General features: G+C 38.5%; 24 protein-coding genes, 7 tRNA genes and 1 pseudogene. 5 read left to right on the forward strand and 27 right to left on the reverse strand.

Annotation, left to right across the window (positions count from 1 at the left end; all coding sequences use genetic code 11):
• Positions 1-596 precede the first annotated feature (596 nt).
• The 3 genes from PATL70BA_RS06890 to PATL70BA_RS06900 all read left to right on the forward strand — a co-directional run bounded on the left by PATL70BA_RS06890 (position 597) and on the right by PATL70BA_RS06900 (position 3,475).
• Positions 597-1,730, forward strand: coding sequence for an HD-GYP domain-containing protein (locus tag PATL70BA_RS06890; RefSeq protein WP_125136687.1), 1,134 nt, complete (start codon positions 597-599; stop codon positions 1,728-1,730).
• Between the two features lie 277 nt (positions 1,731-2,007).
• Positions 2,008-2,961: a TIGR01212 family radical SAM protein gene (locus PATL70BA_RS06895; RefSeq protein WP_125136688.1), complete on the forward strand. Its 954-nt coding sequence runs from the start codon at positions 2,008-2,010 to the stop codon at positions 2,959-2,961.
• Entirely contained in the window at positions 2,951-3,475 is a 525-nt protein-coding gene (locus PATL70BA_RS06900) for a DUF4364 family protein (protein ID WP_172596144.1), read from the forward strand. Before PATL70BA_RS06895 ends, PATL70BA_RS06900 begins: the two co-directional genes overlap by 11 nt.
• Positions 3,476-3,565: 90 nt before the next feature.
• Here PATL70BA_RS06900 and yihA read toward each other — a convergent pair whose 3' ends face one another.
• The 6 genes from yihA to PATL70BA_RS06930 all read right to left on the reverse strand — a co-directional run bounded on the left by yihA (position 3,566) and on the right by PATL70BA_RS06930 (position 10,764).
• Positions 3,566-4,198, reverse strand: a complete 633-nt coding sequence (gene yihA / locus PATL70BA_RS06905; protein WP_125136690.1) for a ribosome biogenesis GTP-binding protein YihA/YsxC — start codon at positions 4,196-4,198, stop codon at positions 3,566-3,568.
• Positions 4,185-6,527, reverse strand: coding sequence for an endopeptidase La (gene lon, locus PATL70BA_RS06910; RefSeq protein ID WP_125136691.1), 2,343 nt, complete (start codon positions 6,525-6,527; stop codon positions 4,185-4,187). The genes yihA and lon overlap by 14 nt, the downstream gene beginning before the upstream one ends.
• 146 nt (positions 6,528-6,673) lie before the next feature.
• Entirely contained in the window at positions 6,674-7,984 is a 1,311-nt protein-coding gene (clpX, locus tag PATL70BA_RS06915) for an ATP-dependent Clp protease ATP-binding subunit ClpX (protein ID WP_125136692.1), read from the reverse strand.
• Between the two features lie 18 nt (positions 7,985-8,002).
• Entirely contained in the window at positions 8,003-8,614 is a 612-nt protein-coding gene (clpP, locus tag PATL70BA_RS06920) for an ATP-dependent Clp endopeptidase proteolytic subunit ClpP (protein ID WP_330510288.1), read from the reverse strand.
• Positions 8,615-8,642: 28 nt separating this feature from the next.
• Positions 8,643-9,929: a trigger factor gene (tig, locus tag PATL70BA_RS06925; protein WP_125136694.1), complete on the reverse strand. Its 1,287-nt coding sequence runs from the start codon at positions 9,927-9,929 to the stop codon at positions 8,643-8,645.
• A 286-nt stretch (positions 9,930-10,215) separates the two neighbouring features.
• Positions 10,216-10,764, reverse strand: a complete 549-nt coding sequence (locus PATL70BA_RS06930; protein WP_125136695.1) for a DJ-1 family glyoxalase III — start codon at positions 10,762-10,764, stop codon at positions 10,216-10,218.
• 123 nt (positions 10,765-10,887) lie between these two features.
• Between PATL70BA_RS06930 and PATL70BA_RS06935 the strand changes: the two genes are divergently transcribed.
• Positions 10,888-11,349, forward strand: a complete 462-nt coding sequence (locus tag PATL70BA_RS06935; RefSeq protein WP_125136696.1) for a CYTH domain-containing protein — start codon at positions 10,888-10,890, stop codon at positions 11,347-11,349.
• A 38-nt stretch (positions 11,350-11,387) separates the two neighbouring features.
• Here PATL70BA_RS06935 and PATL70BA_RS06940 read toward each other — a convergent pair.
• The 15 genes from PATL70BA_RS06940 to PATL70BA_RS07010 form a co-directional block, all read right to left on the reverse strand.
• Positions 11,388-11,469 (reverse strand) — tRNA-Leu (locus tag PATL70BA_RS06940).
• Between the two features lie 44 nt (positions 11,470-11,513).
• Positions 11,514-11,586: transfer RNA gene (locus PATL70BA_RS06945), tRNA-Lys, on the reverse strand.
• Positions 11,587-11,644: 58 nt separating this feature from the next.
• Positions 11,645-11,716, reverse strand: a tRNA-Gln gene (locus PATL70BA_RS06950).
• A 13-nt stretch (positions 11,717-11,729) separates the two neighbouring features.
• Positions 11,730-11,801, reverse strand: a tRNA-His gene (locus PATL70BA_RS06955).
• 36 nt (positions 11,802-11,837) lie between these two features.
• A tRNA-Arg gene (locus tag PATL70BA_RS06960) sits at positions 11,838-11,911 on the reverse strand.
• Positions 11,912-11,999: 88 nt separating this feature from the next.
• Positions 12,000-12,070, reverse strand: a tRNA-Gly gene (locus tag PATL70BA_RS06965).
• A 42-nt stretch (positions 12,071-12,112) separates the two neighbouring features.
• Positions 12,113-12,187 (reverse strand) — tRNA-Pro (locus PATL70BA_RS06970).
• A gap of 141 nt (positions 12,188-12,328) precedes the next feature.
• Positions 12,329-12,808, reverse strand: a complete 480-nt coding sequence (locus PATL70BA_RS06975; RefSeq protein ID WP_125136697.1) for a metallophosphoesterase family protein — start codon at positions 12,806-12,808, stop codon at positions 12,329-12,331.
• The gene (locus PATL70BA_RS06980; RefSeq protein WP_125136698.1) at positions 12,805-13,413 is read right to left on the reverse strand and encodes an XTP/dITP diphosphatase; all 609 of its coding nucleotides are present in this window, start codon (positions 13,411-13,413) and stop codon (positions 12,805-12,807) included. Before PATL70BA_RS06980 ends, PATL70BA_RS06975 begins: the two co-directional genes overlap by 4 nt.
• Positions 13,414-13,505: 92 nt before the next feature.
• Positions 13,506-13,763 carry an HPr family phosphocarrier protein gene (locus PATL70BA_RS06985; protein WP_125136699.1) on the reverse strand — a complete coding sequence of 86 codons (258 nt, stop codon included), beginning with the start codon at positions 13,761-13,763 and terminating at the stop codon, positions 13,506-13,508.
• Positions 13,756-14,712: a DNA-binding protein WhiA gene (whiA, locus tag PATL70BA_RS06990; RefSeq protein ID WP_125136700.1), complete on the reverse strand. Its 957-nt coding sequence runs from the start codon at positions 14,710-14,712 to the stop codon at positions 13,756-13,758. The genes PATL70BA_RS06985 and whiA overlap by 8 nt, the downstream gene beginning before the upstream one ends.
• A 27-nt stretch (positions 14,713-14,739) precedes the next feature.
• Positions 14,740-15,684 carry a gluconeogenesis factor YvcK family protein gene (locus PATL70BA_RS06995; protein ID WP_125136701.1) on the reverse strand — a complete coding sequence of 315 codons (945 nt, stop codon included), beginning with the start codon at positions 15,682-15,684 and terminating at the stop codon, positions 14,740-14,742.
• Positions 15,685-15,695: 11 nt separating this feature from the next.
• On the reverse strand, positions 15,696-16,568 hold the full coding sequence (gene rapZ, locus PATL70BA_RS07000) for an RNase adapter RapZ (RefSeq protein ID WP_125136702.1): 873 nt from the start codon (positions 16,566-16,568) through the stop codon (positions 15,696-15,698).
• A gap of 24 nt (positions 16,569-16,592) precedes the next feature.
• The gene (gene murB, locus PATL70BA_RS07005; protein WP_125136703.1) at positions 16,593-17,504 is read right to left on the reverse strand and encodes a UDP-N-acetylmuramate dehydrogenase; all 912 of its coding nucleotides are present in this window, start codon (positions 17,502-17,504) and stop codon (positions 16,593-16,595) included.
• 146 nt (positions 17,505-17,650) lie between these two features.
• Complete coding sequence (locus tag PATL70BA_RS07010; RefSeq protein WP_125136704.1) at positions 17,651-18,409, reverse strand: peptidylprolyl isomerase; 759 nt, start codon at positions 18,407-18,409, stop codon at positions 17,651-17,653.
• Between the two features lie 157 nt (positions 18,410-18,566).
• On the opposite strand from PATL70BA_RS07010, the gene PATL70BA_RS07015 reads away from it, so the two are divergent.
• Positions 18,567-19,610, forward strand: a complete 1,044-nt coding sequence (locus PATL70BA_RS07015) for an aldose epimerase family protein (protein WP_125136705.1) — start codon at positions 18,567-18,569, stop codon at positions 19,608-19,610.
• Positions 19,611-19,922: 312 nt separating this feature from the next.
• Here the strand turns inward: PATL70BA_RS07015 and PATL70BA_RS07020 are convergent, their stop codons facing one another.
• The 6 genes and pseudogenes from PATL70BA_RS07020 to cdaA form a co-directional block, all read right to left on the reverse strand.
• Positions 19,923-20,825 (reverse strand): metallophosphoesterase family protein, encoded by a 903-nt coding sequence (locus PATL70BA_RS07020; RefSeq protein ID WP_125136706.1) that lies wholly within the window; start codon positions 20,823-20,825, stop codon positions 19,923-19,925.
• A gap of 414 nt (positions 20,826-21,239) precedes the next feature.
• Positions 21,240-21,425, reverse strand: a pseudogene (locus PATL70BA_RS16995) (PspC domain-containing protein); the annotation flags it as partial.
• A 111-nt stretch (positions 21,426-21,536) separates the two neighbouring features.
• Entirely contained in the window at positions 21,537-23,369 is a 1,833-nt protein-coding gene (gene glmS, locus PATL70BA_RS07030; RefSeq protein WP_125136708.1) for a glutamine--fructose-6-phosphate transaminase (isomerizing), read from the reverse strand.
• Between the two features lie 10 nt (positions 23,370-23,379).
• Entirely contained in the window at positions 23,380-24,729 is a 1,350-nt protein-coding gene (gene glmM, locus PATL70BA_RS07035; RefSeq protein WP_125136709.1) for a phosphoglucosamine mutase, read from the reverse strand.
• Positions 24,730-24,864: 135 nt separating this feature from the next.
• Positions 24,865-26,106, reverse strand: coding sequence for a CdaR family protein (locus PATL70BA_RS07040; protein WP_125136710.1), 1,242 nt, complete (start codon positions 26,104-26,106; stop codon positions 24,865-24,867).
• Positions 26,084-26,965, reverse strand: coding sequence for a diadenylate cyclase CdaA (gene cdaA, locus PATL70BA_RS07045; protein WP_243115988.1), 882 nt, complete (start codon positions 26,963-26,965; stop codon positions 26,084-26,086). The genes PATL70BA_RS07040 and cdaA overlap by 23 nt, the downstream gene beginning before the upstream one ends.
• Between the last annotated feature and the right edge of the window lie 17 nt (positions 26,966-26,982).

Consider the following 26,982-nt stretch of genomic DNA (forward strand, 5'->3'; position numbering starts at 1 on the left):
AATTAGGTTTTGATGCAATACCTTCCTATAGATCAAGTATCGATTTATTCTAACATACTTATATCTTGTTTTATATGTTTTTTCAATAACAATTCGGTTAAAAATGTTAGCAAAATTTTCTATAATAAACATGTCCTTCACCGACATAAAACCTTCTCACAATGATGTCAGTTTCCTTTTCCACCATAATTTGGTATAATAAAGAATAAAGAGGCTGTGCCTCGGTTTGCTTGCAAATTATTCACGGCAGGAAAGTTCCTCAACGCTTTCAGCTATGTTTCAAAGCTGAAAGCTATAATAGGAGTTTCCTAGAGTATGGAGAAAAGCGGTTTAACCGCGATATGCCGAAGGCATATTTCGTACTACGATAAGAAGTTTCCTCAACGCATCATGTCAATCTTCAAGACATAATGCTAATTTGAGCACTTTCTTAGAGTAAAGGAATAAAGAGGCTGTGCCTCGGTTTGCTTGCAAATTATTCACGGCTGGAAAGTTCCTCAACGCTTTCAGCTATGTTTCAAAGCTGAAAGCTATAATAGGAATTTCCTAAAGTATGGAGAAAAGTGGTTTAACCCCGTTATGCCGAAGGAGTCTAGATGACCGATTATACACGTAAACGAATAAGTGTGAACCAAATCAAAATACACATGGAATTAGCCGAAAATGTCATTGCTCCAAATGGTATGCTGTTAATCCCTAAGGATACAAGCATCACCGAGAAGCATATCTTTCGTATGAACCTTTATCAGATTCTAAGTGTTGTTATTAAGGAATATAGCCCAATTATAGATGCTACTGAGACCCTTACCGTGCAAGAACGCCAAGATTATAACAAAGAGCATCCAGGTTCTGACCAAGAATCCATCGTTGCCTACGAGCCAAAAAGTATCAACTACCAGAATTTCAAGGAAACTTTTGTTCAAGTAGAATCATCTGTAAAAAATGAGCTCTTGGCCATCAGTGATGGAAAAAGTATTGATCCTGAACGGTTAATCAAAAGCACCGAAACCTTAATGGGCTCTTTAAGACTTAAAAGTGAACTTTTTAATTATATGAATCATTTAAGGTCCGATATAGGACATACTTATGTCCATTCCCTGAATGTTTCCATGCTTTGTAATATATTCGGACACTGGCTCAAAATGCCTTCCGATGAGATTGAGGATTTGACTTTAGCCGGTTTGGTTCATGATATTGGCAAGACCCAGATTGATCAAGCCATCCTAAATAAGCCAGGACGACTGAGTGAAGAAGAATTTATTACCGTCAAACAACATGCTCTCTTAGGTTATAACCTTCTGAAAGATCAGGATATCCCTGAAAGAGTTAAGCAAGGTGTCCTCATGCATCATGAACGTAACGACGGTAGCGGCTATCCTTTTGGTCTTAAGGGTGATTCTATATCAGACTTTGGTAAGATACTGGCCATACTAGATACCTATGATGCTATGACATCAAATCGGACCTATCACCAAAAATTCTCACCTTTTAAAGTCATACAGATGTTTGAACAGGAATCTTATGGCTTTTTAGATGCGCGGTTTTTATATATCTTCCTTGAAAATATTGCCCACAATTATTTAGGCGAGAGTGTACGGCTTTCAGATCAACGAAAAGGTAAGATTATCTTCATACATAATACATCACCTTCGAAGCCTATTGTACAAGTCAATCAAGAAATCATCGACCTTATGACTTCACCCCACCTAGCCATCGAAGAAATCTTATAAATAAAATTATTTGTAATTTATTTGATTTAGGTATTGTTTTATAGAAATACATATATTATAATTAGGTTGTGGATGGATTTTGTTCTCCCTTCTTATTGGAACAAGATTCGTACCCACTATATAACCCCTTATTAATTATTTATACTCCCCTCATCAAAATAACCACATTCTTTAATGTGGTTATTTTACTGTCCATCGCCACTTTTTGAATGACTTTGGAATGAAAATCTGTTAAAATAGGGACAGAATGCTAGAGAATGTAAAAAGGAGCCTGCTTATGTTATGGCCTGATCAAAAACCCTATTATAGCCTAAACGCATATTATCATCAGCTGTTTGGTCAGAAGACATACAAGATTGCTTTGGATATTGGCTTGACTTGTCCCAACAGAGACGGTACTTTGGATGATAGAGGCTGTATTTTTTGCTCTGGTTCCGGTTCCGGTGATTTTGCAACACCTTCAGCTTCAACCCTTGAAAGGCAACTGGAAAAAGCCAAAAATTTGTTATTAAAGAAATACGAAGGACATCATTTTATCGCTTATTTCCAGTCTTTTACCAATACCTATGGTCCCATAGACTATATAAGGGCTACTTATAGAAGCATCATCCAAAGACCAGACATTGTAGGTCTTTCTATTGCGACGCGACCGGATTGTTTGTCAAAAGAGATTCTTGACTTATTGGAAGAATTAAATCAAATTAAACCTGTATGGGTAGAGCTAGGACTACAAAGTATTCACGAAAAGACCTCAAGTTTCATTAGAAGGTGCTATCCCTTGGAAGTATATGATCATGCCGTCCAAAGTCTGCATGCTATTAATATAAAAGTTGTGGTCCACTTGATTGCCGGACTCCCAACAGAAACAGATGCGCAATTTTTAGAAAGTGTAGCATATGTTCATCAATCTAAAGTCCACGGCATAAAAATTCAACTTCTCCAAATCCTTAGAAATACGGACTTGGGGCGTTTATATGAGGAAAAACCTTTTAGAGTATTGTCCCTTGATACTTATGCTAACTTAATTGTCACCGCCATTGCTAATATAAGTCCCAACATGGTTATTCATCGAATTACCGGTGATGCACCAAAAGAGGATTTGATTGCCCCCTTATGGAGCCTAAACAAGCGTGGTGTTCTGAATAAAATTCATCAATGTTTTAAGGATAGAGATTTATGGCAAGGAAAATTAATAGAAAACAACGAAAGAAGGTATGAACATGACCGGTAACGATTATGAGCTAAGTCTAAACAAACTTATGATCTTGTTCCTAATTGAAAAAGCAGGATTACCCCTATCTAATACCCAACTCTCTGATTTTTTATTGGTTTCTGACTATACGGATTACTTTTCCCTTCAGACTTATATCGGACAGATGATGGATGCTAGACTCCTTAAATCCTCTAAGATATCCAGCCATACGATCTATGATATCACAGATGCCGGTTGCGAGACCTTAGAGTACTTCAAAAACCATATACCCGAAAGCATCAAGGATGATATGATTATATATCTTAAAAATAATAAATATGATATTAAGTCCAAATTTGATGTTGTAGCCGACTACATACCTGAAAAAAATGGTGATTTTTATGTCAATTGTATTGCCAAAGAAGATAATAAGAATCTTATAGAGATTAATCTAAGGGTAACTGAAAAAGAGGAAGCATTAAAGATATGTGATGCTTGGGAAAGTAAAAGCCATGAGATCTATAAACAGCTCTTATACAGTCTGCTTCAATAGACTTTATACTATCGTTAAAATCGATATAAAGAAAATATAAAGAAGATACAAAAAACAGATTCAATCGAATCTGTTTTTTGTTGTTTAGCCTTATTCTTCGTCTACATCAATTTCTTTTTCTTCATTTTGTTCCTGGACATACGCGAGCCATTGATCAATTTCATCCCAAATAGCTTCTGCACCTTGCTTGGTCATGGATGAAAAGGGAATAATCTGATCGATGCTGTGTAACGCTAATGCTTGTTTTATAATTTTTAAGTGCTTAATAATCTGAGACCTATTTAATTTATCTGCTTTGGTTGCTACGACCAAAGGTTCAAAACCTGCAGTCCTTATGTAGTCCATCATGATACGATCATTTTCATTTGGAGTATGACGTATATCCACCAATAAGACAATCATACCAAGAGGTACTCTTCTATTGAGATAATACTCAATCATTTTACCCCATTGTTCTCTAGAAGCTCTAGCAACTTTTGCATAACCATATCCAGGTAAATCCACAAAATAAAGCTGTTCTTCTATATTATAGAAATTAATGGTCTGTGTTTTACCCGGCTGTCCTGAGGTACGTGCCAATGCCTTACGATTAATGAGCGCATTGATAAGGGATGATTTACCTACATTGGATCTGCCTGCAAACGCTACTTCCGGATAATCCGTTTCGGGAAACTGTTCAAACTTGACGCCAACCGCTTCTAATCTGACATTATTTACTTGCATCTTTTGTCTCCTTAATCAACGCTTCTTTCAGAACCTCGTCCATATTACGTACATATATAATGGTTAGTCCCGTCAGAATCTCTTCACTGATTTTCTCTATGTCCCTTTTGTTATCAATCGGTATCAATACTTTTTCAATGCCTGCTCTTTTTGCTGCCAACAGTTTTTCTTTCAAACCACCTATAGGTAATACGCGCCCTCTTAATGTGATTTCTCCTGTCATAGCAACCTTATTGTGGACCTTAATTCCTGACAGGGCTGAGATGATAGCTGTAGCCAAGGTAATCCCTGCTGATGGACCATCTTTTGGAACAGCACCTTGTGGGATATGAATATGGATATCCTTATTGGTATAAAACACCTTATCAATGTTATGACTGCCTGATATGGATCTTGTATAACTGATGGCTGCTCTGGCAGATTCCTTCATGACATCACCAATCTGTCCAGTAATCTCGAACTTACCGGTGCCGGGCATGACATTCACTTCAATGGACAGGGTGTCCCCGCCGACTTCTGTCCAAGCCAAACCTCTAACAACGCCAATTTGTGGCTCATCACAACGCTTATCATAGTGAAACAAAGTAATTCCTAGATATTTTTTTATATTTTTTTCCGTGATTTGAACCCGTTTCTTCTCACCGATAACAATTTCTTTAGCTACTTTTCGACATATCTCACCGATTTTTCGTTCTAGATTTCGAACACCGGCTTCCTTCGTGTAACTATTAATCATCTCCATTAGCGCTTTATCACTAAACTTTAACTGACTGGCGGATAAGCCATGTTTATCCAGTTGTTTTTTTATCAAATGCGATTTTGCTATATGTACCTTTTCATTGACCGTGTAACTATGTACCTCTATGATCTCAAGACGGTCCATTAATGGCCTCGGTATGGTCCTTAGGGTATTTGCTGTACCAATAAACAATACATCGGATAAATCAACATTCATCTCAACATAATGGTCTCTAAACTTATCGTTTTGCTCACCATCTAAGACTTCAAGCAATGCTGCTGATGGGTTGCCGCGCATATCGGAGCTCATTTTGTCCATCTCATCTAGCAAAATCAATGGATTGCTGGTCTTTGCCTGTTTCAAAGCATTCACAATACGTCCCGGCATAGCACCTATGTAAGTTTTTCTATGTCCCCTAATATCTGCTTCATCTCTCACACCACCTAGAGATATTCTGGCGTAGTGGCGGTTAAGTGCTCTTGCAACAGACTTTGCTATGGAAGTCTTACCGGTTCCGGGAGGACCTACCAGACATATGATGGGACTATCGGTTTTTTGGGCTATTTTTCTAACCGCCAAATGCTCAATGATTCTTTCTTTAACTTTTTCCAGACCGTAGTGGTCTTCATCCAAGATATCTCTAGCACCTTCGATGTCCGTACTTTCTATAGTTTTTTCATTCCAGGGCATCTCTAAGATGCATTCAATGTAGCTTCGAATAACAGAACCTTCTGCTGATGATGCTGACATACGCTTTAATCTTTTTAATTCCTTATAAAGCCTTTCTTTAATCTCCTCTGAAGCATTAAGGTTGTCGACTGCTTCCATATATTCCGAGACTTCATCTTCAATTTCTTGTTGATCACCAAGTTCTGTTTGAATGACTTTAAGTTGTTCCCTCAAGAAATATTCTTTTTGATTCTGATCGATTTTTTGTTTTACCTGATTATTAATGTTATTTTTTAATTTCATGATTTCCACTTCAGCATTTAACATGGAAATGGCCAATTTGAATCTGGACTTGACCTCAATTTCGCCTAATATACTTTGTTTATTGGATAAGGATGTCATTAGATTGAAGGCAATATTATCCGTCATTTCACCAATATATTTGATTCTTCGTATGTTATTCAAGGTTTCTTTGGAAAAATTTGGATTGACCTTTTCATAATCATGAATAGATTCAAAAGCGATGCGTCGCATTGCCTCTTCTTCTTCTGTACTAATGGGTACTTCCAATAACTCTATTTTTTCAATATTGGCTTCCAAATAAGATGTCTGGTCCGTAAAGTTAACAATTCGGCCACGGCTAATGCCTTCCACTAAGACACGCACAATTTTATTCGGTAGCTTAATCAATTGTTTTATTTTTGTAATGGTGCCATCCTTGTACATGTCTTCCACAATGCCCGGTTCTTCCACATGGGCTTGCTTCTGAGCAACCAAGAATATCATCTGACCTTCTAACATGGCCTGATCCAATGCTTTTACCGATTTATCTCGCTTCACATCAAAATGCATGATTGTGTTAGGAAAAAGGTTAATACCTCTTAAAGGCAAAACCGGCAATATAATAGCATGTTCTGTCATATATAAACCTCCTTTGATGGTGTATTTAGGTTGATTCTGGTAACCTATAACCCTCTGATAACTCTATTCTTGCTGATTATTCAACGCCATAAGTTCTCAAAATAGCAATAAGGGAGCTTAACAGCAGCCCCCTTAAATACTATTCTCTATGCTGTTTCGTTTTCACTTTTACGTTTGCTTCTTGGTTTGGGTAGTGCCGGATCTTTTTTAATCGTTGCTACATTCTCATTCACTACAACCTGAGGATAACTTTTATTTTCAACCGTTTCCTTTGTTATAATGCATTTTTCTATCTTTTCATTGGATGGAATCTCATACATAATCTCCATCATCAACTCTTCTAGTATAGCTCTTAGTCCACGAGCACCTGTCTTACGTTTGACTGCCAGACCTGCAATAGCAACCAATGCCTCTTCTTCAAACTCCAGTTCAACATCGTCTAACATAAAAAGACTCTCATATTGTTTGACCAAAGCATTTTTGGGCTGCGTCAAAATCTGGACCAATACCTCTTCTGTTAAGTTTGATAGGGTAACACTTACGGGTACACGACCGACAAACTCAGGAATTAAGCCGAATTTCAATAAATCTTGTGGCAGTAGTTTTTCAAGTATTGCACCTACTTGCACATCTCTTTTACTGACGATATCCGCTCCAAAGCCCATGGATTTTGTTCCGACTCTTTGCTCTATCACCTTTTCCAGGCCATCAAAAGCACCTGCGCATATAAAAAGAATATTGGTTGTATCGATTTGAATGAATTCCTGATGAGGATGCTTTCGACCACCTTGTGGCGGAACAGATGCTACTGTACCCTCTAGGATTTTTAGTAAAGCCTGTTGGACACCTTCACCACTAACATCTCTGGTAATGGATGGGTTCTCGGACTTACGTGCGATCTTATCAATCTCGTCTATATATATGATACCTTGCTCTGCTTTTTCAATGTCAAAATCTGCCGCTTGAATCAAACGCAATAGAATATTTTCTACATCTTCTCCAACATAGCCTGCTTCCGTTAAAGATGTTGCATCCGCTATTGCAAAAGGTACGTTTAACATACGGGCCAGTGTTTGGGCCAACAAAGTTTTACCGGATCCTGTTGGGCCAACCATTAAAATATTGCTTTTTTGTAGCTCAACGTCTTCTGAAACATAATTGCTACGGATTCTCTTATAGTGGTTATAAACCGCAACCGCCAAAGTTTTCTTAGCTTTTTCCTGTCCGATTACATAACCGTCTAGGAATGTCTTGATTTCTATTGGCTTTGGTACATTAGCCAATTCAACCTCTTCTTTAAAATCCTGGAACTCTTCTTCCACAATATCTGCACATAGCTCTATGCATTCATCACATATGTAGACATTTGGTCCTGCAATTAATTTTCTTACTTGATCTTGAGTTTTATGACAAAAAGAACATCTAAGTTGCTTCTTATCATCAAATTTGTTAGCCATTTGTCCACCTACTTTCAGTTATCGCTTTTCGATAACTTTATCAACCAGACCATAAGCAACTGCTTGTTCCGCTGTCATAAAGTTATCTCTTTCTGTGTCTTTTTCAATGACCTCAAGGGGTTGTCCAGTTCGCTCACTTAAGATCTTGTTCAATGATTCACGCATAGCAATAATCCGTTCTGCATGAATCTTAATGTCCGTAGCTTGTCCTTGAGTACCGCCAAGAGGTTGATGAATCATAACTTCTGCATTTGGCAGAACAAATCTTTTACCTTTTGCACCGCCGGCGAGTAAAAACGCGCCCATACTTGCAGCCATACCCACGCATATCGTCGATACATCTGGCTTAATCAACTGCATGGTATCATAAATCGCCATACCTGCTGTTATGGAACCTCCGGGACTGTTGATGTAAAGATGAATGTCTTTATCAGGGTCCTCGGCCTCTAGAAACAACATCTGTGCTACCACTAAGCTAGCTGTTGTATTGTTCACTTCTTCAGCTAGAAAAATTATACGGTCTTTTAATAATCTTGAGAAGATATCGTAGGTACGTTCTCCTCGACTTGTTTGCTCTACTACATAGGGTACTAAACTCATATTACCATCCTCCTTTTTCGGAATTGGCATTGCCTTAATCTATATCCAAATTGTCTTATTACACTTCTTTAGATGCTTCCACGACAAGGTCAAGGGCCTTTTGATTTAACATGTCTTGGCGAATAGAGTCTTTTTCTTCATCACCAATAGTTTCCTTAAGCACTGCAAGATCCATGTTGTATTGTTCTGCCATAGCAACCAGTTCCGCCTCAACAGCTTCATCCGTTACTTCAAGGTTTTCAGCTTTAGCGATTGCTTCAAGTACCAATCTCACCTTGATTTTTTCAATGGCTTGACCTTTCATTTGCTCTTTTAATGTATTCATATTTTGACCTGTTACTCTGAAATAGTCTTCAATCTTCATACCTTGTGTTTGAAGTCTTTGTGAAAATTCATAGGTCATATTTTCTGCTTCTAGGTCAACCATAGGTTCAGGCATGTCCATTGTCGCATTCTCAATAATCGCTTTGAGCAGATTGCTTTGAGCTTCTTGCTTGCTTGCTGCTTCTTTCTTATCAAGAATATGTTTTGCAACATCTTCTTTGTATTCTGCTAGAGTATCAAATTCTGACACATCTTTGGCAAACTCATCATCAAGAACCGGCATTTCTTTTGCCTTAATCTCATGTACCGTTACCGTAAACATTGCAGGTTTACCTCTTAGGGCTTCTGACTGATAGTCTTCTGGGAAAGTAACGTTAACTTCAAAAGTCTCACCAATATTTTTTCCGATGATTTGTTCTTCAAAAGTATCAATAAATGAGCCTGAACCAATGACTAGGCTGAAGTTCTCTGCCTTACCACCGGCAAAAGCTTCACCATCAACAAAACCTTCAAAATCAATGACAACATGGTCATCCATCTCTACCGGTCTACCGACAACGCCGACCATCCTTGAATTTTTCTCTAGGACACTCTTTAGTTCTGCTTCAATATCTTCGTCTGTAACTTCTACTGTGGTTTTTTCCACTTCAAGACCTTTATAATCTCCAAGGGTCACTTCCGGTTTTACAGCAACTTTTGCTGTAAAGATGAAGTTTTTTCCGGGTTCGATTTGTTCAACATCTACTTCAGGTCTTGACATGACTTCAAGTCCGGTATCTTCTACCGCTTGATCATAAGCATCAGGAATAATACCATTGGCTGCATCTTCATAAAATACATTGGCACCATAAACTTTTTCTATTAATTTACGTGGTGCTCGACCTTTTCTAAAACCTTGAATAGTAATCTTACCTCTATTCTTCAAGTAGGCTGCTTGTAAACTTTTTTCAAACTCATTTGCATCCACTTCGATTACAAGTTTCACCATACTGTTTTCTAATTTTTCCACTTTTGTGTTCATTGATTTGTTCCTCCTTGATTAACTTCTATTCTTATTTAATTATGGTTAAAGTGTCAAATCTATATGTTGTAGGTTGGTTTAGAAAAACCTAATATTAACGCTTTAACCAATTATCTATTTCAAATCAGCCTTAGGCTGCATTTTTGAATCTGGGCATAATGACCCAAGTTTAACCATTAAATCATTATAACACAGTAGAATTTAGAATACTATACTTAATTTAGCGGTTATAAATAGGATAAATAAAAAATCTGTATGACCGATAAGGCTACAGATTCTTTATTCGTTATGCCAGTATTAGTTTTTTTTGAAGCGCCACTACCTCCGCCTCATCCAAATACCACTTAAGAATCTCCAAGCCAAAGGCCATGGCTACACCTGCACCTTTTGCCGTAATAATGTTACCATCCATAACAACTTCATTGCCACTTATTTTTGCACCTTTCAAATGGGCTTCATTACCAGGATAAGCAATTGCTTCCTTACCTGTTAGTAAACCAAGGTCGCCAAGTATGCTAGGTGCTGCACATATGGCTGCCAGTTTCTTGCCTGACGAATAAAAAGTAGGCAGAAGCGCCATTAAGCTTTCATGTTTACTCAGATTCTCTGTGCCCGGCATACCACCTGGTAGTATAAGTACCTCATATTCTGAATAATCCACTTCATAAAAAAGTCGATCGCATTTAAGGGTAATATCATGGGCACCTGTAACATCCAAATTACCGGAAACAGATATTAAGTCAAGTGTCATACCACCTCTTCTTAAAACATCTATGGTACTTACCGCTTCAATCTCTTCAAATCCGGTCGCTAAAAATATTGCCATTTTTGTCATAAAATACCTCCGTAATAATCTAATAAGTCAACATGCTTTTTACCAGATTATGGTTTATAATATAAGATAATCCTAATATCGATTTACATAACCCTAGTTTATCATAAAAGAAAGGTTTTTAGAATGGAAATAGAAAGAAAATTCATTGTATCCTCTTTACCCGGCTCACTGGCCTCTTATCCCAAAAAAGAAATTCTTCAAGGTTATGTTAGTACCAGCCCCGTCATTCGTATACGCAAATCCAATGAAGACTATTTCTTAACGTGTAAAGGTAAGGGACTGCTTGCTCGGGAAGAATTCGAGATCTCCATAACCGCCTTGGAATTTGAACATCTGTCTTCTAAGTTGGATTATTATTTGATTCATAAAACCAGATACCTCATCCCTTTTGGTGATTTCACCATTGAGCTTGATGTCTTTAAAGATCGGCTTGAGGGTCTTATCATGGCTGAGGTGGAATTCCCATCCTTAGAGGCTGCACATGATTTTGATGCACCGGACTGGTTTGAAGAAGAAGTCACCGAAGACGGCCGATATCAAAATAATGCCCTGTGTCGGTTAAATACTTTTAATGAGCTGGAGTAACAAAAAAAGAATCTACTCAGTAGATTCTTTTTTTGTAATGCGGATGAAGGGAGTCGAACCCCCACGCCGTAAAGCGCTAGATCCTAAGTCTAGTGCGTCTGCCAATTCCGCCACATCCGCTTGTGTTATTGCAAGCAGCAACAAGTTACTGCAAGCATTAACGATGAGTCACCCGGGGTTCGAACCCGAGACAACTGGATTAAAAGTCCAGTGCTCTACCAGCTGAGCTAGTGACCCGTAGTACTGTGTTCCTTATTTCTGCCATAAGACCGCTGCTAAATTGACCTTATGGAAACTGGGTAGGAAGGATTCGAACCTTCGCATACAGGAGTCAAAGTCCAGTGCCTTACCGCTTGGCGACTACCCAATAATATTTTAAGGGTGGATAATGGGACTCGAACCCACAACAACCAGAACCACAATCTGGCGCTCTACCATTGAACTATACCCACCATATGATCATCTTAAGTTACCTTAAGAATCATTAACGTGCCAGCAGGGATTCGAACCCCGGACACCCGCCTTAGAAGGGCGATGCTCTATCCAGCTGAGCTACTGGCACAAGTTATACTTTGGTGTGCTATAAATCAAATTCTGCTATTACATCTGATACCTACAACCACCCATACAGCAAGCTCATTTCATGATGAAGCGGGTAGGGGGAATCGAACCCCCGTAACCAGCTTGGAAGGCTGGAGTTTTACCATTAAACTACACCCGCAAAATGATAACTATCATTTACACTAATGGTGTCGCATAAAAATCGGGGTGACAGGATTCGAACCTGCGGCCTCTTGAACCCAAATCAAGCGCTCTAGCCAAGCTGAGCCACACCCCGTTTTTCAAAGGCTTTTATTTCAAACGTGCAAGATGTATTATACAGAGTAAACAAAACTTTGTCAACACTTTTGGAAGGTTTTTTTTATAATTCGTTTTCTTTTTCTAAACCCCTATAAAATCAAGGTTTTTAAGAGATTTTTCAAGAAATTCTAGCGATGTTGGTATGAATTTTTCCATCCTCATCAATATTCAGAACACCAAAACTGGCCACCCCGTCTCTTGGTGAACTGATGCTACCGGGATTTAGAATTAAGCATTTGCCTTCATATTCTTCATGAGCCATATGGGTATGTCCATATAAAATTATATCATAATTTTCTTTCTTTGCTAACGCTTTTAGCATATTCGTACCATGTTTGACATAATAATGATGCCCATGGGTAAGTAAAATCTTTTTCCCTTGTATAAACACAACTTTCTCAGTAGGGACATTGATTTCTCCCCAATCACAGTTGCCGGCCACATAATCAATGGGTATGTCAAAAAGACTCTCAATGTCATGAGCGTCTCGCACTAAGTCTCCCAAATGGAAAATTCTATCAAAACGATGATCACCTTCCATAAGGTCCATAACATGCTTTATTCTTTTATGGGTATCGCTTATAACAAGTATTCTCATGGCTGTACCTCGAAATAAGCCTTAAGAGCATCCTTCATGCGTCTTAAAGCTTGCCCCCTATGACTGATTGCATTTTTCTTCTCGGCCGTCATTTCGGCTGTTGTACACCCTTCTTCAGGTACATAGAAAATAGGATCATATCCAAATCCACCAATGCCTTTGGCTTCATCGGCAATGTAACCTTCTATGGTGCCTCTTACATGTCTTACCTCGCCATCCGGAAAAGCTGCTGCTATTACACATACAAAGCGTGCCGAGCGTTCTTTTTCTTTGGCGTTTTTCAATCGATCCAAGATCATCTGATTCTTAATATCATAGGTTGTTGTTTCGCCACCAAAGCGAGCCGAATAAATACCCGGCTCCCCATTCATATAATCCACTTCAAGACCTGAATCATCCGCCAATACAATATCGCCGGTTTTTTCTGCAATTTCTTTCGCTTTTTTAATGGCATTTTCTTCGAAAGTATGTCCATCTTCTACCACATCAATATCAATGCCGGCTTCCTCCATAGAAACCACCTTGTAGGGTAGGTCTGACAAAATCTCTTTGATTTCTATCATTTTGTGTTGATTTTTTGTCGCAAAAATAATCTGTTTTTTCATGATGTTCTCCTTAGTTAATCCCGTTGATACGAATAAAAAACCCCTCACCTTATTGTAGATTCTACAACTGGGTGACGGGTTATGACTTTTTACTACTCGACTGTCGTAAGGTAGGTCTCCAATTTTTCAATGGATTCTTCCTCGTCCGGTCCTTCCGCGGTAAGAAGAATACTTTCACCCTCAAGAATGCCAAGTGACATCATACCCATAATACTTTTGGCATTCACTTTTTTGTTCTGCATGGATACGTAAATGCTGCTTTGAAATTGGCTAGCCACTTGTACAAACAAAGCAACCGGTCTTGCCTCAAGCCCTGATGCTATTTTAACCATTACTTTTTTCTCAGTCATGAAATTCCTCCCTTGTGCTCTTTAGCTTTTCAGCAATTTGACTTATTTTTCGCAAACGGTGATTCACACCTGATTTGCCTACTGTCGGATCTAATAATTGTCCTAATTCTGTAAGACTGGCATCTGAATGCTCAATCCTAAGCCTTGCTATTGATTCTAAGTTTTCCGGCAATGTCCCGAGACCGATGGTTTGATCAATATAACTTATATCCTGCAACTGTTTTACAGCGGCAGATACCGTCTTATTAATGTTTGCAGTCTCACAATTAACAATGCGGTTGACATTGTTGCGCATTTCTTTTAGAATTCTAAGGTTCTCAAGCTCCATCAATGCCACATGGGCTTCCATGATGTTTAGCAAATCCACAATCTGATTGCCTTCTTTTAAGTATAACACATAATACTTCTTTCTTAAGACGATCTTTGCATCCATTTCAAAAGTATTCACCAAACGCATAAGCTCAATTGTGTGCTTCTCTTCTTGACTTACAAACTCAAGGTGATATGTTTTTTCCGGATCACTAATGGACCCACTGGCTAAAAAAGCACCTCTAATATAAGCGCGTTTACAGCATGTTGTTTGCACAATCAATGGACTGATATGTCGATTCACCTTGCCGTCAACAAGCAACCTTGTAACTTTCAAAATCGTTAGAGCTTCTTCACTGTCCATAACATAGATATGATAGATTCTATGCTTCTTCAGATAAATATTTTTCTTGATGGATATCTCAACTTTTATATTAAATGTTTTCTTTAATAAAGTAAAGCATTTTCTTGCTACCGCCGCATTTTCCGTCTGTATTTTAAGGCTAATGACTTCACCTTTTTCATTTTCTTTGATTTTTCCGCATACATTGATGATGGCTGCAATTTCTGCAATCCTACAATGTCTGGCCTCACCGATATGCCTAGCCAGTTCGTCTTTCACCTTTGATGAAAATGACATACCTTCACCTCTTTTATTTTATTGGCTTTAACCAATCGACATAATTGTTTGTGCCAATAGTCTTGAATCATGTCGAACATAGCCTGTTTCTTCATTTAGAGCGATCATTGGAACCGCAATCAACCTATTGTCATCAATCAAGGGTAGTACCAACTCTGCCCCATCTTGATTGTAATGTTCGATGACCATAGCTTCCGGCCAACCGTCATTGGCGATGATTTTATCAATCATACCAACACCTATATATTGTTCAATGATATTAACATGTTCAAGTAGGGTAAAGCCCTCTGTTTCTCCGGGCTGTGTCATAATGTTGCCAACATAGACAATCTTACCTTTAGCATCTCTTAGGGCATCACATACACCCTCTACCAATAAGTTAGGAATAATAGAGGTATAGAGACTTCCTGGGCCTAGAATAATAATATCAGCTTCTTCAATCTTTTCTAAAACATTCTTATATACTTTAGGTTGGCTTGGCATAAGCTTCATCTCTTTGATATATTTTTTATGACTTTTGTTGGCGGATACAATCTCACACTCACCAACGATCTCGCTTTCATCATCATAAATGGCTTTTAGCTGAACATCTTCTGTCGTAACGGGCAATACCTGTCCCCTAACACGCAGTACCTCATGGGCTTTTTCAATGGCAGCACCAAAATTTCCATACAAGTCAACAAGGCCTACAATCAATAAATTGCCTAAATTATAACCCTTAAGAGAACCTTCTGAAAAACGATGCGCAAACAAAGCCTCCAACATTGGTTCTGCTTCAGCAAGTGCCAATAAACAGTTACGCAAATCTCCAGGAGGCAATATTTTCATTTCTTTTCTAAGATTGCCGGAGTGACCACCATTATCAGATACTGTAACAATGGCTGTTAGGTCTTTTGTATAGGCTTTCAAGCCTCTAAGCATCGTGGATAGTCCAGTACCGCCACCAATGCATACTATTTTTTTATTTTCCATGGGTCTACCTACTACTTCCCTATAAGGGCATCCTTATCAATATCTCTATGGTGACAATGTACACTATAATTATAGCTCTCTAATTTCCTTGCCAAGACATCCGTTAAGGTGACGGACCTATGTTTGCCACCTGTGCATCCTATACTGATGACCAACTGGTTTTTTCCTTCTTTAATATAATTGGGTATGAGAAACGCCAACATATCATCCAGTTTATCTATAAACATAGTCGACACATCCCACTGCATCACATAGTCTTGAACCACCTTATCTTTTCCAGTAAAACCTCTGAGTTCTGATTTGTAATAAGGATTCGGTATAAAGCGGACGTCAAAAACCAAATCTGAATCCGATGGAATCCCGTGTTTGAATCCAAATGAAAGGACAGTAATAATGAGGTTTTTATAACTTTGCTCATCATTGAGGGCTTTGTGGAGCTCAAATCTGAGTTCTCTTGTTAAGAGGTTGGTCGTGTCAATAATGATCTTTGCTTGATTTTTAACAGGTTCAAGAAGCGCCCTTTCTTCTAAGATGGCGTCTTCAATGCGTCCGTCCTCCACCAAGGGATGCTTTCTTCTGGTTTCCTTGAATCTTTTGATTAATATGTCATTGCTTGATTCCAGAAAAATAATATCCATTGTCACGCCTTGGTTCTTCAACTGCGCCAGTTCACTGAAAAGGATTTCAAAATGCATACCACTACGAACGTCAACACCAAGCGCTATCTTTTTCAGCCCTGAATCCGGACTAAAACAAACATCTGCAAATTTCCCGATTAAGGCCGGTGGTAGATTATCGACACAAAAATACCCGGCATCTTCTAGAAATTTTAAGGTTGTACTTTTTCCGGCACCTGACATACCTGTCACAATTACAAATTGCATCCTGATTCCTCCCTTCAATTACGACTAAAAATCACCAATAATTTTAACTTCCGGTTCTAAGTCAACATCAAACTTCGATTTGACTTCATGTTGGATGTACTCAATAAGGTCTAACACGTCTTTGCAAGTCGCCTGCCCTTCATTGACGACAAAGCCACAGTGTTTTATAGAAACCCTTGCATCGCCTATACGATAGCCGGATAGGCCTGCATCCATAATCAGCTTTCCAGCATAATAGCCTTCCGGTCGCTTGAAAGTACTTCCTGCACTTGGCAATTCAATGGGTTGTTTGTCTTTTCTTCTCTGCCCCAAATCTTGCATAAGGGCCTTGATTTCTTTTTTATCCCCTTGTTCAAAAACCAAAGTTGCAGACAATACAATGTCTTCGTGAATCTGAAGACTACTATGTCGATAACCCAGATCCAGAGCTTCTTTATTTAATGTTCTGACTTCACCCTTTCTTGTAAGGGTCCCTGCTTCTATAATAGCATCTTTTATTTCTCCACCATAAGCGCCAGCATTCATGTAAACTGCGCCACCTAACGTTCCGGGAATACCTGAAGCAAACTCAAACCCTTTAAGGCCAGCTCTATAAATATGCTTGGCGAGACTCGATAAAAGAATACCACCTTGGGCATACACCCGATTGCCTTCAATTCTATAGGCACTCATATTCTTACAAATCTGAATAATGACCCCTCGGTAACCTAAGTCGCTTACTAAAAGGTTGCTTCCGTTGCCCATTATATAATAGGGTATATCCAGTTCCATACACAGCCTAATCATGTCTTCTATATGTTCTATGGTTTTTGGTACAAATAACAAATCCGCCGGGCCACCAATCTTAAAAGATGTGTGGCGACTCATAGGTTCATTATAGAAAAATCCTGCACCATCAAACTGATTTTTATCGATACGTTCCTGCAACTTAATCATCTAACACCTCAATTGTTTCTATGTTACCACTTTTATCAAAATCATTATAACATGACCCTTCAAGTTAAGAAAGAAGAAAACCGCCTTTTCTCTAACAGAGAAAGGGCGGTTTGAAGGTTTAACTATAAAAGCTTATATTACTATCATTATTTTAAGCCGTCTTCGTTGATTTCCACTGGATAAATTTCTTTTAGAGCTTCAATCTCAGATCTGTACACTTCGGTTTGCTTTCTACCGATGAGTTCTTGTCTGACTTGGTTTTCAACTTCTTCAAAAGCTTTAACAGAAGCTTCAACACGTTCTTCAACCAACAACAAATGGTAACCGAATTGTGTTTTTACAGGATCCCCAACAAGACCGATTTCTTGTGTAAATGCCGCATCCTCAAATTCAGGAACCATACGTCCTCTTTCAAAAGTACCAAGATCTCCACCTCGTTCTTTTGATGGGCAAGTTGAGTATTTTCTTGCCGCTTCTTCAAAATCCATACCGGTGTCAATCTCATTCTTGACTTCCAAGATGTCCGCTTCATCCGTCATCAGGATATGCTTTGCTTTGGCTTTTGGTCCTTCTGAAAAATTATTCTTGTGTGCCTCATAATATGCTTCAACTTCAGATGGTTCTACCGTAATGGCATCTAGGCTTTTTTGAACAGCATATCTTTGTAACATGGCACGTTTGGTCTCTGCCATAATCTCAATGAACTTCTCTTCTTGATCAAAGCCATTTTCAACCGCTCTTTTATAGAACAACTCTCCTGCTACCATTTCATCCAATAATACTTTTCGACCTTCAAAACTAGAAAAATTCTGAGCATCTTGTTGAGGCAGATTTCTCATAATTGCAATCATATCTTCTTTTGTCAATTCTCTGTCGCCGACTTTGGCTAATACTATTTTTTCCATTCTATAATCTCCATTTCTATTGTTTTAGTAGTGACAACTCATTTCTTATCATACAGGATTGAGCCTTTTATTTCAAGGACTAATCTCTATGATTGAGCTTTACAAGACCCTGATGTATAATAATCTAAGACTCAACTTCATCTAAGGAGGAATTACGATGCAATGTCAATCTAGCCCTTTCGGTCACACAAAAGACGGTCAACAAGTCACGCTATACACTTTATCCAATGAAAAAGGTCACAATGTCAAAATTCTAAACTATGGAGGCATCATTAAGGAAATTAATGTTCCGGATGCTACCGGTCATATTAACAATGTGGTCTTAGGCTTTGACTCTGTAGAAGCTTATGAAGAGCATTCACCCCATTTTGGTTGCATCACCGGTAGAGTTGCAGGGCGTATCAGTCAAGCTTCTTTTAATCTTAATGATACCACTTATACATTAGAAAAAAATAACGGCAATCATTGTCTACACGGTGGCAGTCTTGCCCTTGACAAACAGATATGGTCCGTGACTGAAATTGTATCAAAGACCCAAGCTGAACTGGTATTGAGTTATCTCAGTTATGATATGGATCAAGGCTTTCCGGGGAATCTGGATGTAGTCGTGACCTATGTCTTTGATGAAGATAGCAACCTCACCATAAGGTATAAAGCAACAACCGATAAAGATACCATCCTCACCTTAACCAATCACAGCTACTTCAATCTATCGGCCAATCCGTCCACCACCATCTTGGACCATGTACTTACCCTTCCGGCAAAAGACTATGTCGCTGTGAATTCAGAAATTATACCAACAGGTATCTTACCCACCGCCTCAGGACCTTTTGACTTCAGTCAACCAAAAGCAATTGGTACTCACATACATGATGAAAATATCCAGCTAAAAAACGCCGGTGGCTATGATCATGCCTTTATCCTAGATTCAGATTCTGAAGCACCCATTATACTTACAGATCCAAAAACCGGACGTATACTTGAGATAGAAACCACAGAAGCTTGTGTCGTCTGTTATACCGGCAACTTCCTAACTTCCGAGCTCCCACTTCAAGGCGGCCAATCCACTCTAAAACATGGTGCAGTCTGTCTTGAGACCCAATACTATCCTGACGCGATCAATCAAGATTTCTTCCCCACCAAGATCCTAAGAGCCGATGAAATCTATCGTCAAAAAACTACCTACAGCTTTAAAGCCTAAAGAGCTGTTTAATTAATAAAGCAGCAAGCATTCATTTTTAGCCAAACCTTTAAAAATAAGGCGAAAAATGAAATGTTTGCTGCTTTTATTTATTTCACTATTGTCTTTATTTGTTTTTCAATTCAAAACCGACTATGAAGTTCCTGGAACTGGATGTATGTTTTAAGCAAGTCAGCATGGATGCTGACCGTCGACTTTTGGTGCATGGATGCACCAACTGGAGACCGTAAACATACAGACTGTGGAAGGGTTTTCATGGGACCCCTTGATATAAATCTACCTCAATTATGAAGTTCCTGGAACTCCCCTCACCTATAATCTAATCTCATCAAAACTGAGTGGCCCCTTCATAATCTTTTTCCGAATCGCCAAACGGCCTTGATCATCCGGAATGATGCTCCAATGAATCAGATAGAATTTCCTTCCTACCAACTCAATGCCAGTAATACCCCTTGGATGAACACAGCACCCCGTATTCAGATAGGTAGCATCTAATTGACCCGGTAACTTGGGACGATGGGTATGGCCGCAAAGAATGCCAATGTGGTTGATTCTAATCCATTTGGAAAAGGACTTTTCTATCTTGTGTCTCTTCACTCTATTTTTGGAAGGACTTGAGGGATTTCTAAGACCTACCATGTGCATATAACGCCAAAAAATTCTCATCAAAAATAATGAAATAATCCAACCTTGATCATTCATAAAATCACCTTGATGACCATGAACCACAAGTACTTCCTTATCTGTATGCCGATCTTTGAGCAACAAGCTCTCTTTGACATTAATACCCGGAAATAAAGGTGTCTTAATATCTAAGTATTCATCGTAGAAATAGGTCAGGTCATGTTTGGATATGTAGTCATGCCTAAAAGCCATATTATGATTACCAAAAAGATAATAGAGGCGTTTCTCATCAAAATACTTTTTTAGTAAACAAAAAACATCGCTGTGGGCTCTTCTTATGTGAGAGAATTTGCTATATTCCCACAATTCATCCCCATCACCAACTTCAATGTATGTGTATTCATTCTTAAAATAATAATCAAGGGCATGGTAATAGACATTTTGATTATGGGCAAATTCATCAGACATACTGTTATCACCACGATGTACATCACTAAAAAATATAATTCTTGTATCGTCATCCACTTCTATCGTATCTTGGTTGCGAATGGCTTTAAAATAACATTCTGTTAACCTTTTATGTCCAAACAAGTCATCACCTTCCTTACCTTCTTATTATAGCATATAAGCATTCTCAAATAATAGTAAATATATTATTAAAAGGGGTCCTAGGAACTTCATGGTCGATGTTGGCTTTCGGGGAACTAAAATCAACTTATATTCATAAAAAAGACAAGCGCTTAAGCGCTTGCCTTTTTTATCATACGTTACAAAGTGCAATTTTTAATTCTTCTTTTTGATAATAAAAACACCTATAGCAATAATGGCAATTGCAATAATCATGCCTGAGTCAAACCATATAAATAATTTACTCATCAAAATCAAAATACCTATGCCAATCATCAGGATGCCAAGCACCCTTCTTGTATCCTTACTGTCAAGATCGATGGTTGTTTCCATGTCAGTGTCCATATCTTCATCCATATCAACATCCACATATCCCACCGGTCGTTCCGGAATGATAATGGCACCGATAATATACCCGATAAAGGTGATGCCAAAACTTGGAAAAGCAAGTAAGACAACGATCAAACGTACAATGGTCACATCAATCTTAAAATATTCAGCGATTCCGCCACAGACACCGGCCAAAACTTTGTCTTTATTAGAACGGTATAATCTCTTATTCATAGCGCACCTCAACTTTCATTTCATCACTTATGCTATCTAATGAATTCATTATAGTACGCCAAGTCTAAAATCTCATGGTAAAAACATTAAAAGTCCATTAAAAAGAGATTCTTATTCCACAGTAACGCTCTTAGCTAAGTTTCTTGGTTTATCAATATCATGTCCCAAATTCTTTGCTATATAATAAGCAAACAATTGTTGTGGTATGTTTTCAAGCAATGGTACTAAGGACCAATGGGTTCTTGGTATATAGATAACATCTTCTGCAACTTGTTCCACTTCCTTATTACCTTCCATAGCAATCGCCATAATACTGGCACCTCTTGCTTTGACTTCTTTTATATTACTGACCGTTTTGTCAAAAAGACTTTCCTGACCAAGCAATCCCATAAGCAAAGAACCTTCTTCAATCAGAGCAATAGGTCCATGCTTCAGTTCCCCTGCTGGATATGGCTCTGCATGTAGGTATGCAATTTCTTTAATCTTAAGCGCACCTTCCATAGCAACGGCATAATCTAAACCTCGACCAATATAGAATACATTCTTCATATTCACATGCTTTTTCGCCATAGCTTCTATCAGGTTCGCATTTTCTAAGATATGCTCCACTTGGGATGGTAATTGGTACAATGCCGCCCTTAGCTCTCTAAATTCCTCTGTACTTAATTTTCCAAGTACTAAGGATATCTTCATGCTAATGAGATACATAGCGCATAACTGAGCCGAATATGCCTTGGTAGATGCCACTGCAATCTCCGGTCCTGCCCATGTATAGAGTACATCATCAGCTTCTCTTGAAATACTTGATCCAACGGCGTTAACAACACCCAAAACATGTGCACCTGCTTTTTTAGCCATTCTAAGCGCTGCTAGTGTATCCGCTGTTTCTCCGGATTGAGATACAACAATCATCAATGTATTTTCATCTAAGATTGGATCCTTGTATCTGAATTCCGAGGCTACCTCAGCTATAACAGGAATACGGGCATATTTCTCAATAAGCTCTTTTCCTATTAGGCCGGAATAATAGGCTGTTCCACAGGCAATCACATATATTCTCGTGATTTTCTCCAAAACCTCTTTTTCAAGATTGATGCCATCTAAGTAAACATCGTCTTGATCCATTGGCAACCTTGGTGTTAATGTGTCACGAATCACTTTTGGTTGCTCATATATTTCTTTTAACATAAAATGCTCATAACCTGCTTTTTCAGCTGCTTGAATATCCCATGTCACATTAAATATTTCTCTTTTGATGCGTTTTTGATCCATATCCATGATGACAATATCATCCTTAGTAACAACCGCTATTTCATAATCCTCAATAAAATATACTTTCCTAGTATGTCTTAAAATAGCCGGTACGTCAGAAGCAATAAAATTCTCCCCATCACCAATCCCAAGAACCAATGGGCTGTCTTTTCTTGTAGCGATAATCTTATCCGGTTCTTCTTCTGCCACCACTGCAAGGGCGAAAGAACCTTCTATTCTATGGAGTGCCGCGATAACCGCTTCTAAAAGATTGTTGTCTTCTTTGTAATATAGATCGATAAGCTGCACCGCAATCTCCGTATCTGTCTCGGAAATAAAGCGATAACCTTTTTCTATTAATTCTTCCTTAAGAGAAATATAATTTTCGATGATACCGTTATGAACAAGTGCAATGGTCCCGCTCTCATTCATATGAGGATGGGCGTTATGATCTGAGGGCTCGCCATGAGTTGCCCATCTTGTATGACCAATCCCTAGGACACCTTGCAGGTCTTCCACTTTTAATTTGTCTTCTAAGTTAATGAGTCTACCTTTTGACTTAACCATATTCAACTTGTGATCAAAAACTGCAATCCCTGATGAATCGTAACCTCTATATTCTAGTGTTCTTAATCCTTCAATTAAAATAGGGGATGCTTCCTGACTACCAATATATCCAACTATTCCACACATATTATGCCTCCTATCTTAAGCGTGACTCAATTAAGTCCGCCAGTTGTCGTGCTTCTTTTTCAAGTATCGTTTTATCTTTACCTTCAATCATAACCCTAACCAAAGGTTCTGTTCCGGACGGACGTATCAACACACGACCGTCTCCTTTGAACTTGTCTTCAACAAGCGCTATGGCTGCTTGAATCTCTTCATTATCTTTGTAAGCATATTTATTGACTTTGTTGACTTTAGCATTAATCAGCACCTGTGGTAAAACCTCCATACATGAAGCTAACTCTGATAAAGTTTTACCTGTTTCTTTGACGACTTCTAATAAATGAAGGGCTGTAAGTAGGCCATCTCCAGTTGTATTTTCGTCTAAAAATATAATATGTCCCGATTGTTCCCCGCCCAAATTATAATCATTGCGAATCATCTCTTCAAGTACATAACGGTCACCTACCGCTGTTTGTTTAATGGCTAGGCCATGTTTTTTGCCCATGATGAAAAAACCAAGATTACTCATCACCGTGGCAACTACTGTAGATTTTCTAAGTGTGCCTTGTTCTTTCATATATAGACCACAAATGGCCATAATCTGATCACCATCAACAACATTACCTTTTTCATCTACAGCCAAACATCGGTCAGCATCACCATCAAAAGCCAGACCTACATCTGCTTGAACCTGCTTTACATAAGATTGCAAGTCATCCATGTGTGTGGAACCACACTGCTTATTAATGTTTGTTCCATCCGGTTCGTTATGGATGATGATGACTTCTGCTCCCATCTGTCTTAGGGCTTCAGGCGCCGATACAAATGATGCACCGTTGGCACAATCAATAACAATACGCAGGCCTTCAAGATTTGTCTTTATTTGCCTTTTAGCAAACCTTATATAGTCGTAGATACACTCATTCCGCTGAATATGACGGCCAATATCGACCCCGGTCGGTAATACTATGTCTTTATTACCGTTTCTGACCAATGCTTCTATTTCTTCCTCGATGCTATCTGAAAGCTTATAGCCATCTCTGTTGAAAAACTTGATACCATTGTATTCCACCGGATTATGAGATGCGGATATAACTACACCTGCATCGGCACCATATTCTCTCGTCAAATAAGAAACTGCCGGTGTCGGCATAACGCCCATAGACATAGCATCTGCACCTACAGAACATATCCCTGCAATCATTGCAGAAGAGAGCATCTCTCCTGATAATCTCGTATCTCTTCCAATAAGAATGGTTGGTTTGTGTTTGTTTTCTTTTGTAAGCACATAAGCGCCGGCTTGACCGAGTAAATAAGCGAGTTCAACTGTTAATTCTTTGTTTGCGATGCCTCTGACACCGTCTGTTCCAAATAATTTCCCCATAGTATTATCTCCTCCTGTATTAAATCTTTTTCATTATACCATTCACGAATAGGCATCTCAATTGAATCCTAGGATTTTTAGTTAAAAAATGACAAGTGGTATAGACCACTTGTCATATTGGTATACTCTTTTAAATTAATTATCTGTTGTATCTTCCACTTGATCGGTGGTACTTATTTCTATTCTAACCGTAGGTGTGGCTGACATCCATTCGAAGTAATCCGGTACTTCAAACTCAACTTCTACGGTATGAACACCCGGTCCAAGGTCTTTTAGAAAAACTCTCGGTTGCAATTTTTCTACTTCAAGAATGGACAGTTCCTTCTCAATACCTCTAAGTCTTATGTTCAACGGCACTGTATCTAAGAATGTATATGTCAGGCCATCACCTAATTGGCGTACGGACAAGGATTCAAGATCAATACTATAGTCCTGATTCACCAAAGGTGCAACCTCAATGATGAGTTCTGTTAAAGCATCTGAATTATATACATTAATACCCGCCGGCAAGTACTGATTTAAGTTTATGCTATAAGATTCAGTTTCCTGATTAAATGTACTTAAATCAATGTTTGGTACAACAAGTTCTGTAAAGTTTTCAAGTACATCCGGTTCACCACGAACGATGATTTCTTTCATTTCCAATTCCATGGTAACCAGTCTAAAGGCTTCGTTTAATTCGCCTACAGTCTGAAAAACCACAGGCACAGTTTTGATTTTTTGGATTGGTACTTTGACTTGTATCTGATTATTGCTCACTTCCAAACCAAGTATTTCTCTACCGGCGGCATCTACGATTTGAGGTGTAACATAAACCGTAACATCATCATAAGCATTATCGATTCGAATGGGTACTCTAACCTCGGACACGCGAGCAAGTTGCGACTGAGGACCGGATATCTCAATCTGGTTTGGAATGATTACCGGATTGAGTCTAATATAATCGCTTTCAAGTTCACCGATATAAGTTACTTGTATGTCTTTTAAGGAATTGATAATCGGTTCTAAACTGATCTGCATATTGTTAGGCTTTTTTTCCAGAACATCTAACTGGTCATTCACCTCTATGATAATATCCACAGTATTGGTTATGGATACTTTTCCAAGGTCTGCATAAGCTTTAATATCAGAAAAAGTTAAACGATCAATAATGGATCTCTTACCTCCAAGTGTGATACTGATGTTCTCACCTTCCTTGTACTCTATGGCTTGATCTTGTGATGTGATGGCCAACTCATTTCTCTTCTCCACGACCACATTATTAAATGTCTTTCTAATATATGGGTCATCATAATTGACAACCACCAACCATAGTACAAAAGCTATTAATAAAGCTGCGACTTTCCACAACCAATTATTCTTGATTTTTTCGATCATTTTGACGTCTTCCTTTCCAAAGCTTTAGTGGCCTAAAGCCGACTTTTTTGGAGTTGTCTCCGCCAAGCTTATTCATCAAATATTCCTTATTCACATTACGTATAATATTACCGCCTGTGGCAAGGGATATAAAACCTGTTTCCTCTGATACAACAACGACCATACAGTCCGCCACTTCACTGATACCTACAGCAGCTCTGTGCCTTGTACCAAGTTCTTTGCTAAGACTCATATTGTCTGACAAGGGCAAATAACACGTAGCTGCTACAATTCGATCATCTCGTACAATCATCGCGCCATCATGTAGAGGGGTATTGTGCTCAAATATGTTAATAATCAATTGAGATGTAACCACCGCGTCAATGATAATACCGGATGTTTCATAATCATATAGTTTTACTTCTTTTTCAACTACGATTAATGCACCTGTCTTTGTTTTACTCATCTCTTCTACAGCCACAACAATCTCTTCTGCACTCTCGTGATTCATATGTAAACTTCTATCATGGTCTTCAGATAAGATTAAATCCGTAATAAAATTCCGACGTCCGAGTGACTCTAAGGCACGGCGAAGTTCCGGTTGAAATATAATTAAAAATGCAATGATACCAACATTAATGGTTTTAGATAGAATCCAAATAATAGTATTCAGCTCAAAAATAATAGCAATGGTCGCAATAACCAATATTACGAATACGCCTTTGAATAAAACCCATGCTCTTGTGCCTCTGACCCATTTGATCAGTTGATAGTTTACAAAAGCAATCATTAAGATCTCAATGATATCTTTGATTTGTATGGTCGGTATTTGATTTGTAATGTTGCCAAACCAACTGAAAAAATCGTTAAATGCGTTCACACGAGCACCTCGTTTAT

It is taken from the genome of Petrocella atlantisensis (genome assembly GCF_900538275.1).
Lineage (GTDB): Bacteria > Bacillota > Clostridia > Lachnospirales > Vallitaleaceae > Petrocella > Petrocella atlantisensis.

Coding starts and splice junctions, on each gene's coding strand:
- PATL70BA_RS06890 (WP_125136687.1), top strand. CDS start 597: ATGACCGATTATACACGTAAACGAATAAGTGTGAACCAAATCAAAATA.
- PATL70BA_RS06895 (WP_125136688.1), top strand. CDS start 2,008: ATGTTATGGCCTGATCAAAAACCCTATTATAGCCTAAACGCATATTAT.
- PATL70BA_RS06900 (WP_172596144.1), top strand. CDS start 2,951: ATGACCGGTAACGATTATGAGCTAAGTCTAAACAAACTTATGATCTTG.
- yihA (WP_125136690.1), bottom strand. CDS start 4,198: ATGCAAGTAAATAATGTCAGATTAGAAGCGGTTGGCGTCAAGTTTGAA.
- lon (WP_125136691.1), bottom strand. CDS start 6,527: ATGACAGAACATGCTATTATATTGCCGGTTTTGCCTTTAAGAGGTATT.
- clpX (WP_125136692.1), bottom strand. CDS start 7,984: ATGGCTAACAAATTTGATGATAAGAAGCAACTTAGATGTTCTTTTTGT.
- clpP (WP_330510288.1), bottom strand. CDS start 8,614: ATGCCAATTCCGAAAAAGGAGGATGGTAATATGAGTTTAGTACCCTAT.
- tig (WP_125136694.1), bottom strand. CDS start 9,929: ATGAACACAAAAGTGGAAAAATTAGAAAACAGTATGGTGAAACTTGTA.
- PATL70BA_RS06930 (WP_125136695.1), bottom strand. CDS start 10,764: ATGACAAAAATGGCAATATTTTTAGCGACCGGATTTGAAGAGATTGAA.
- PATL70BA_RS06935 (WP_125136696.1), top strand. CDS start 10,888: ATGGAAATAGAAAGAAAATTCATTGTATCCTCTTTACCCGGCTCACTG.
- PATL70BA_RS06975 (WP_125136697.1), bottom strand. CDS start 12,808: ATGAGAATACTTGTTATAAGCGATACCCATAAAAGAATAAAGCATGTT.
- PATL70BA_RS06980 (WP_125136698.1), bottom strand. CDS start 13,413: ATGAAAAAACAGATTATTTTTGCGACAAAAAATCAACACAAAATGATA.
- PATL70BA_RS06985 (WP_125136699.1), bottom strand. CDS start 13,763: ATGACTGAGAAAAAAGTAATGGTTAAAATAGCATCAGGGCTTGAGGCA.
- whiA (WP_125136700.1), bottom strand. CDS start 14,712: ATGTCATTTTCATCAAAGGTGAAAGACGAACTGGCTAGGCATATCGGT.
- PATL70BA_RS06995 (WP_125136701.1), bottom strand. CDS start 15,684: ATGGAAAATAAAAAAATAGTATGCATTGGTGGCGGTACTGGACTATCC.
- rapZ (WP_125136702.1), bottom strand. CDS start 16,568: ATGCAATTTGTAATTGTGACAGGTATGTCAGGTGCCGGAAAAAGTACA.
- murB (WP_125136703.1), bottom strand. CDS start 17,504: ATGATTAAGTTGCAGGAACGTATCGATAAAAATCAGTTTGATGGTGCA.
- PATL70BA_RS07010 (WP_125136704.1), bottom strand. CDS start 18,409: ATGGAAAAAATAGTATTAGCCAAAGTCGGCGACAGAGAATTGACAAAA.
- PATL70BA_RS07015 (WP_125136705.1), top strand. CDS start 18,567: ATGCAATGTCAATCTAGCCCTTTCGGTCACACAAAAGACGGTCAACAA.
- glmS (WP_125136708.1), bottom strand. CDS start 23,369: ATGTGTGGAATAGTTGGATATATTGGTAGTCAGGAAGCATCCCCTATT.
- glmM (WP_125136709.1), bottom strand. CDS start 24,729: ATGGGGAAATTATTTGGAACAGACGGTGTCAGAGGCATCGCAAACAAA.
- PATL70BA_RS07040 (WP_125136710.1), bottom strand. CDS start 26,106: ATGATCGAAAAAATCAAGAATAATTGGTTGTGGAAAGTCGCAGCTTTA.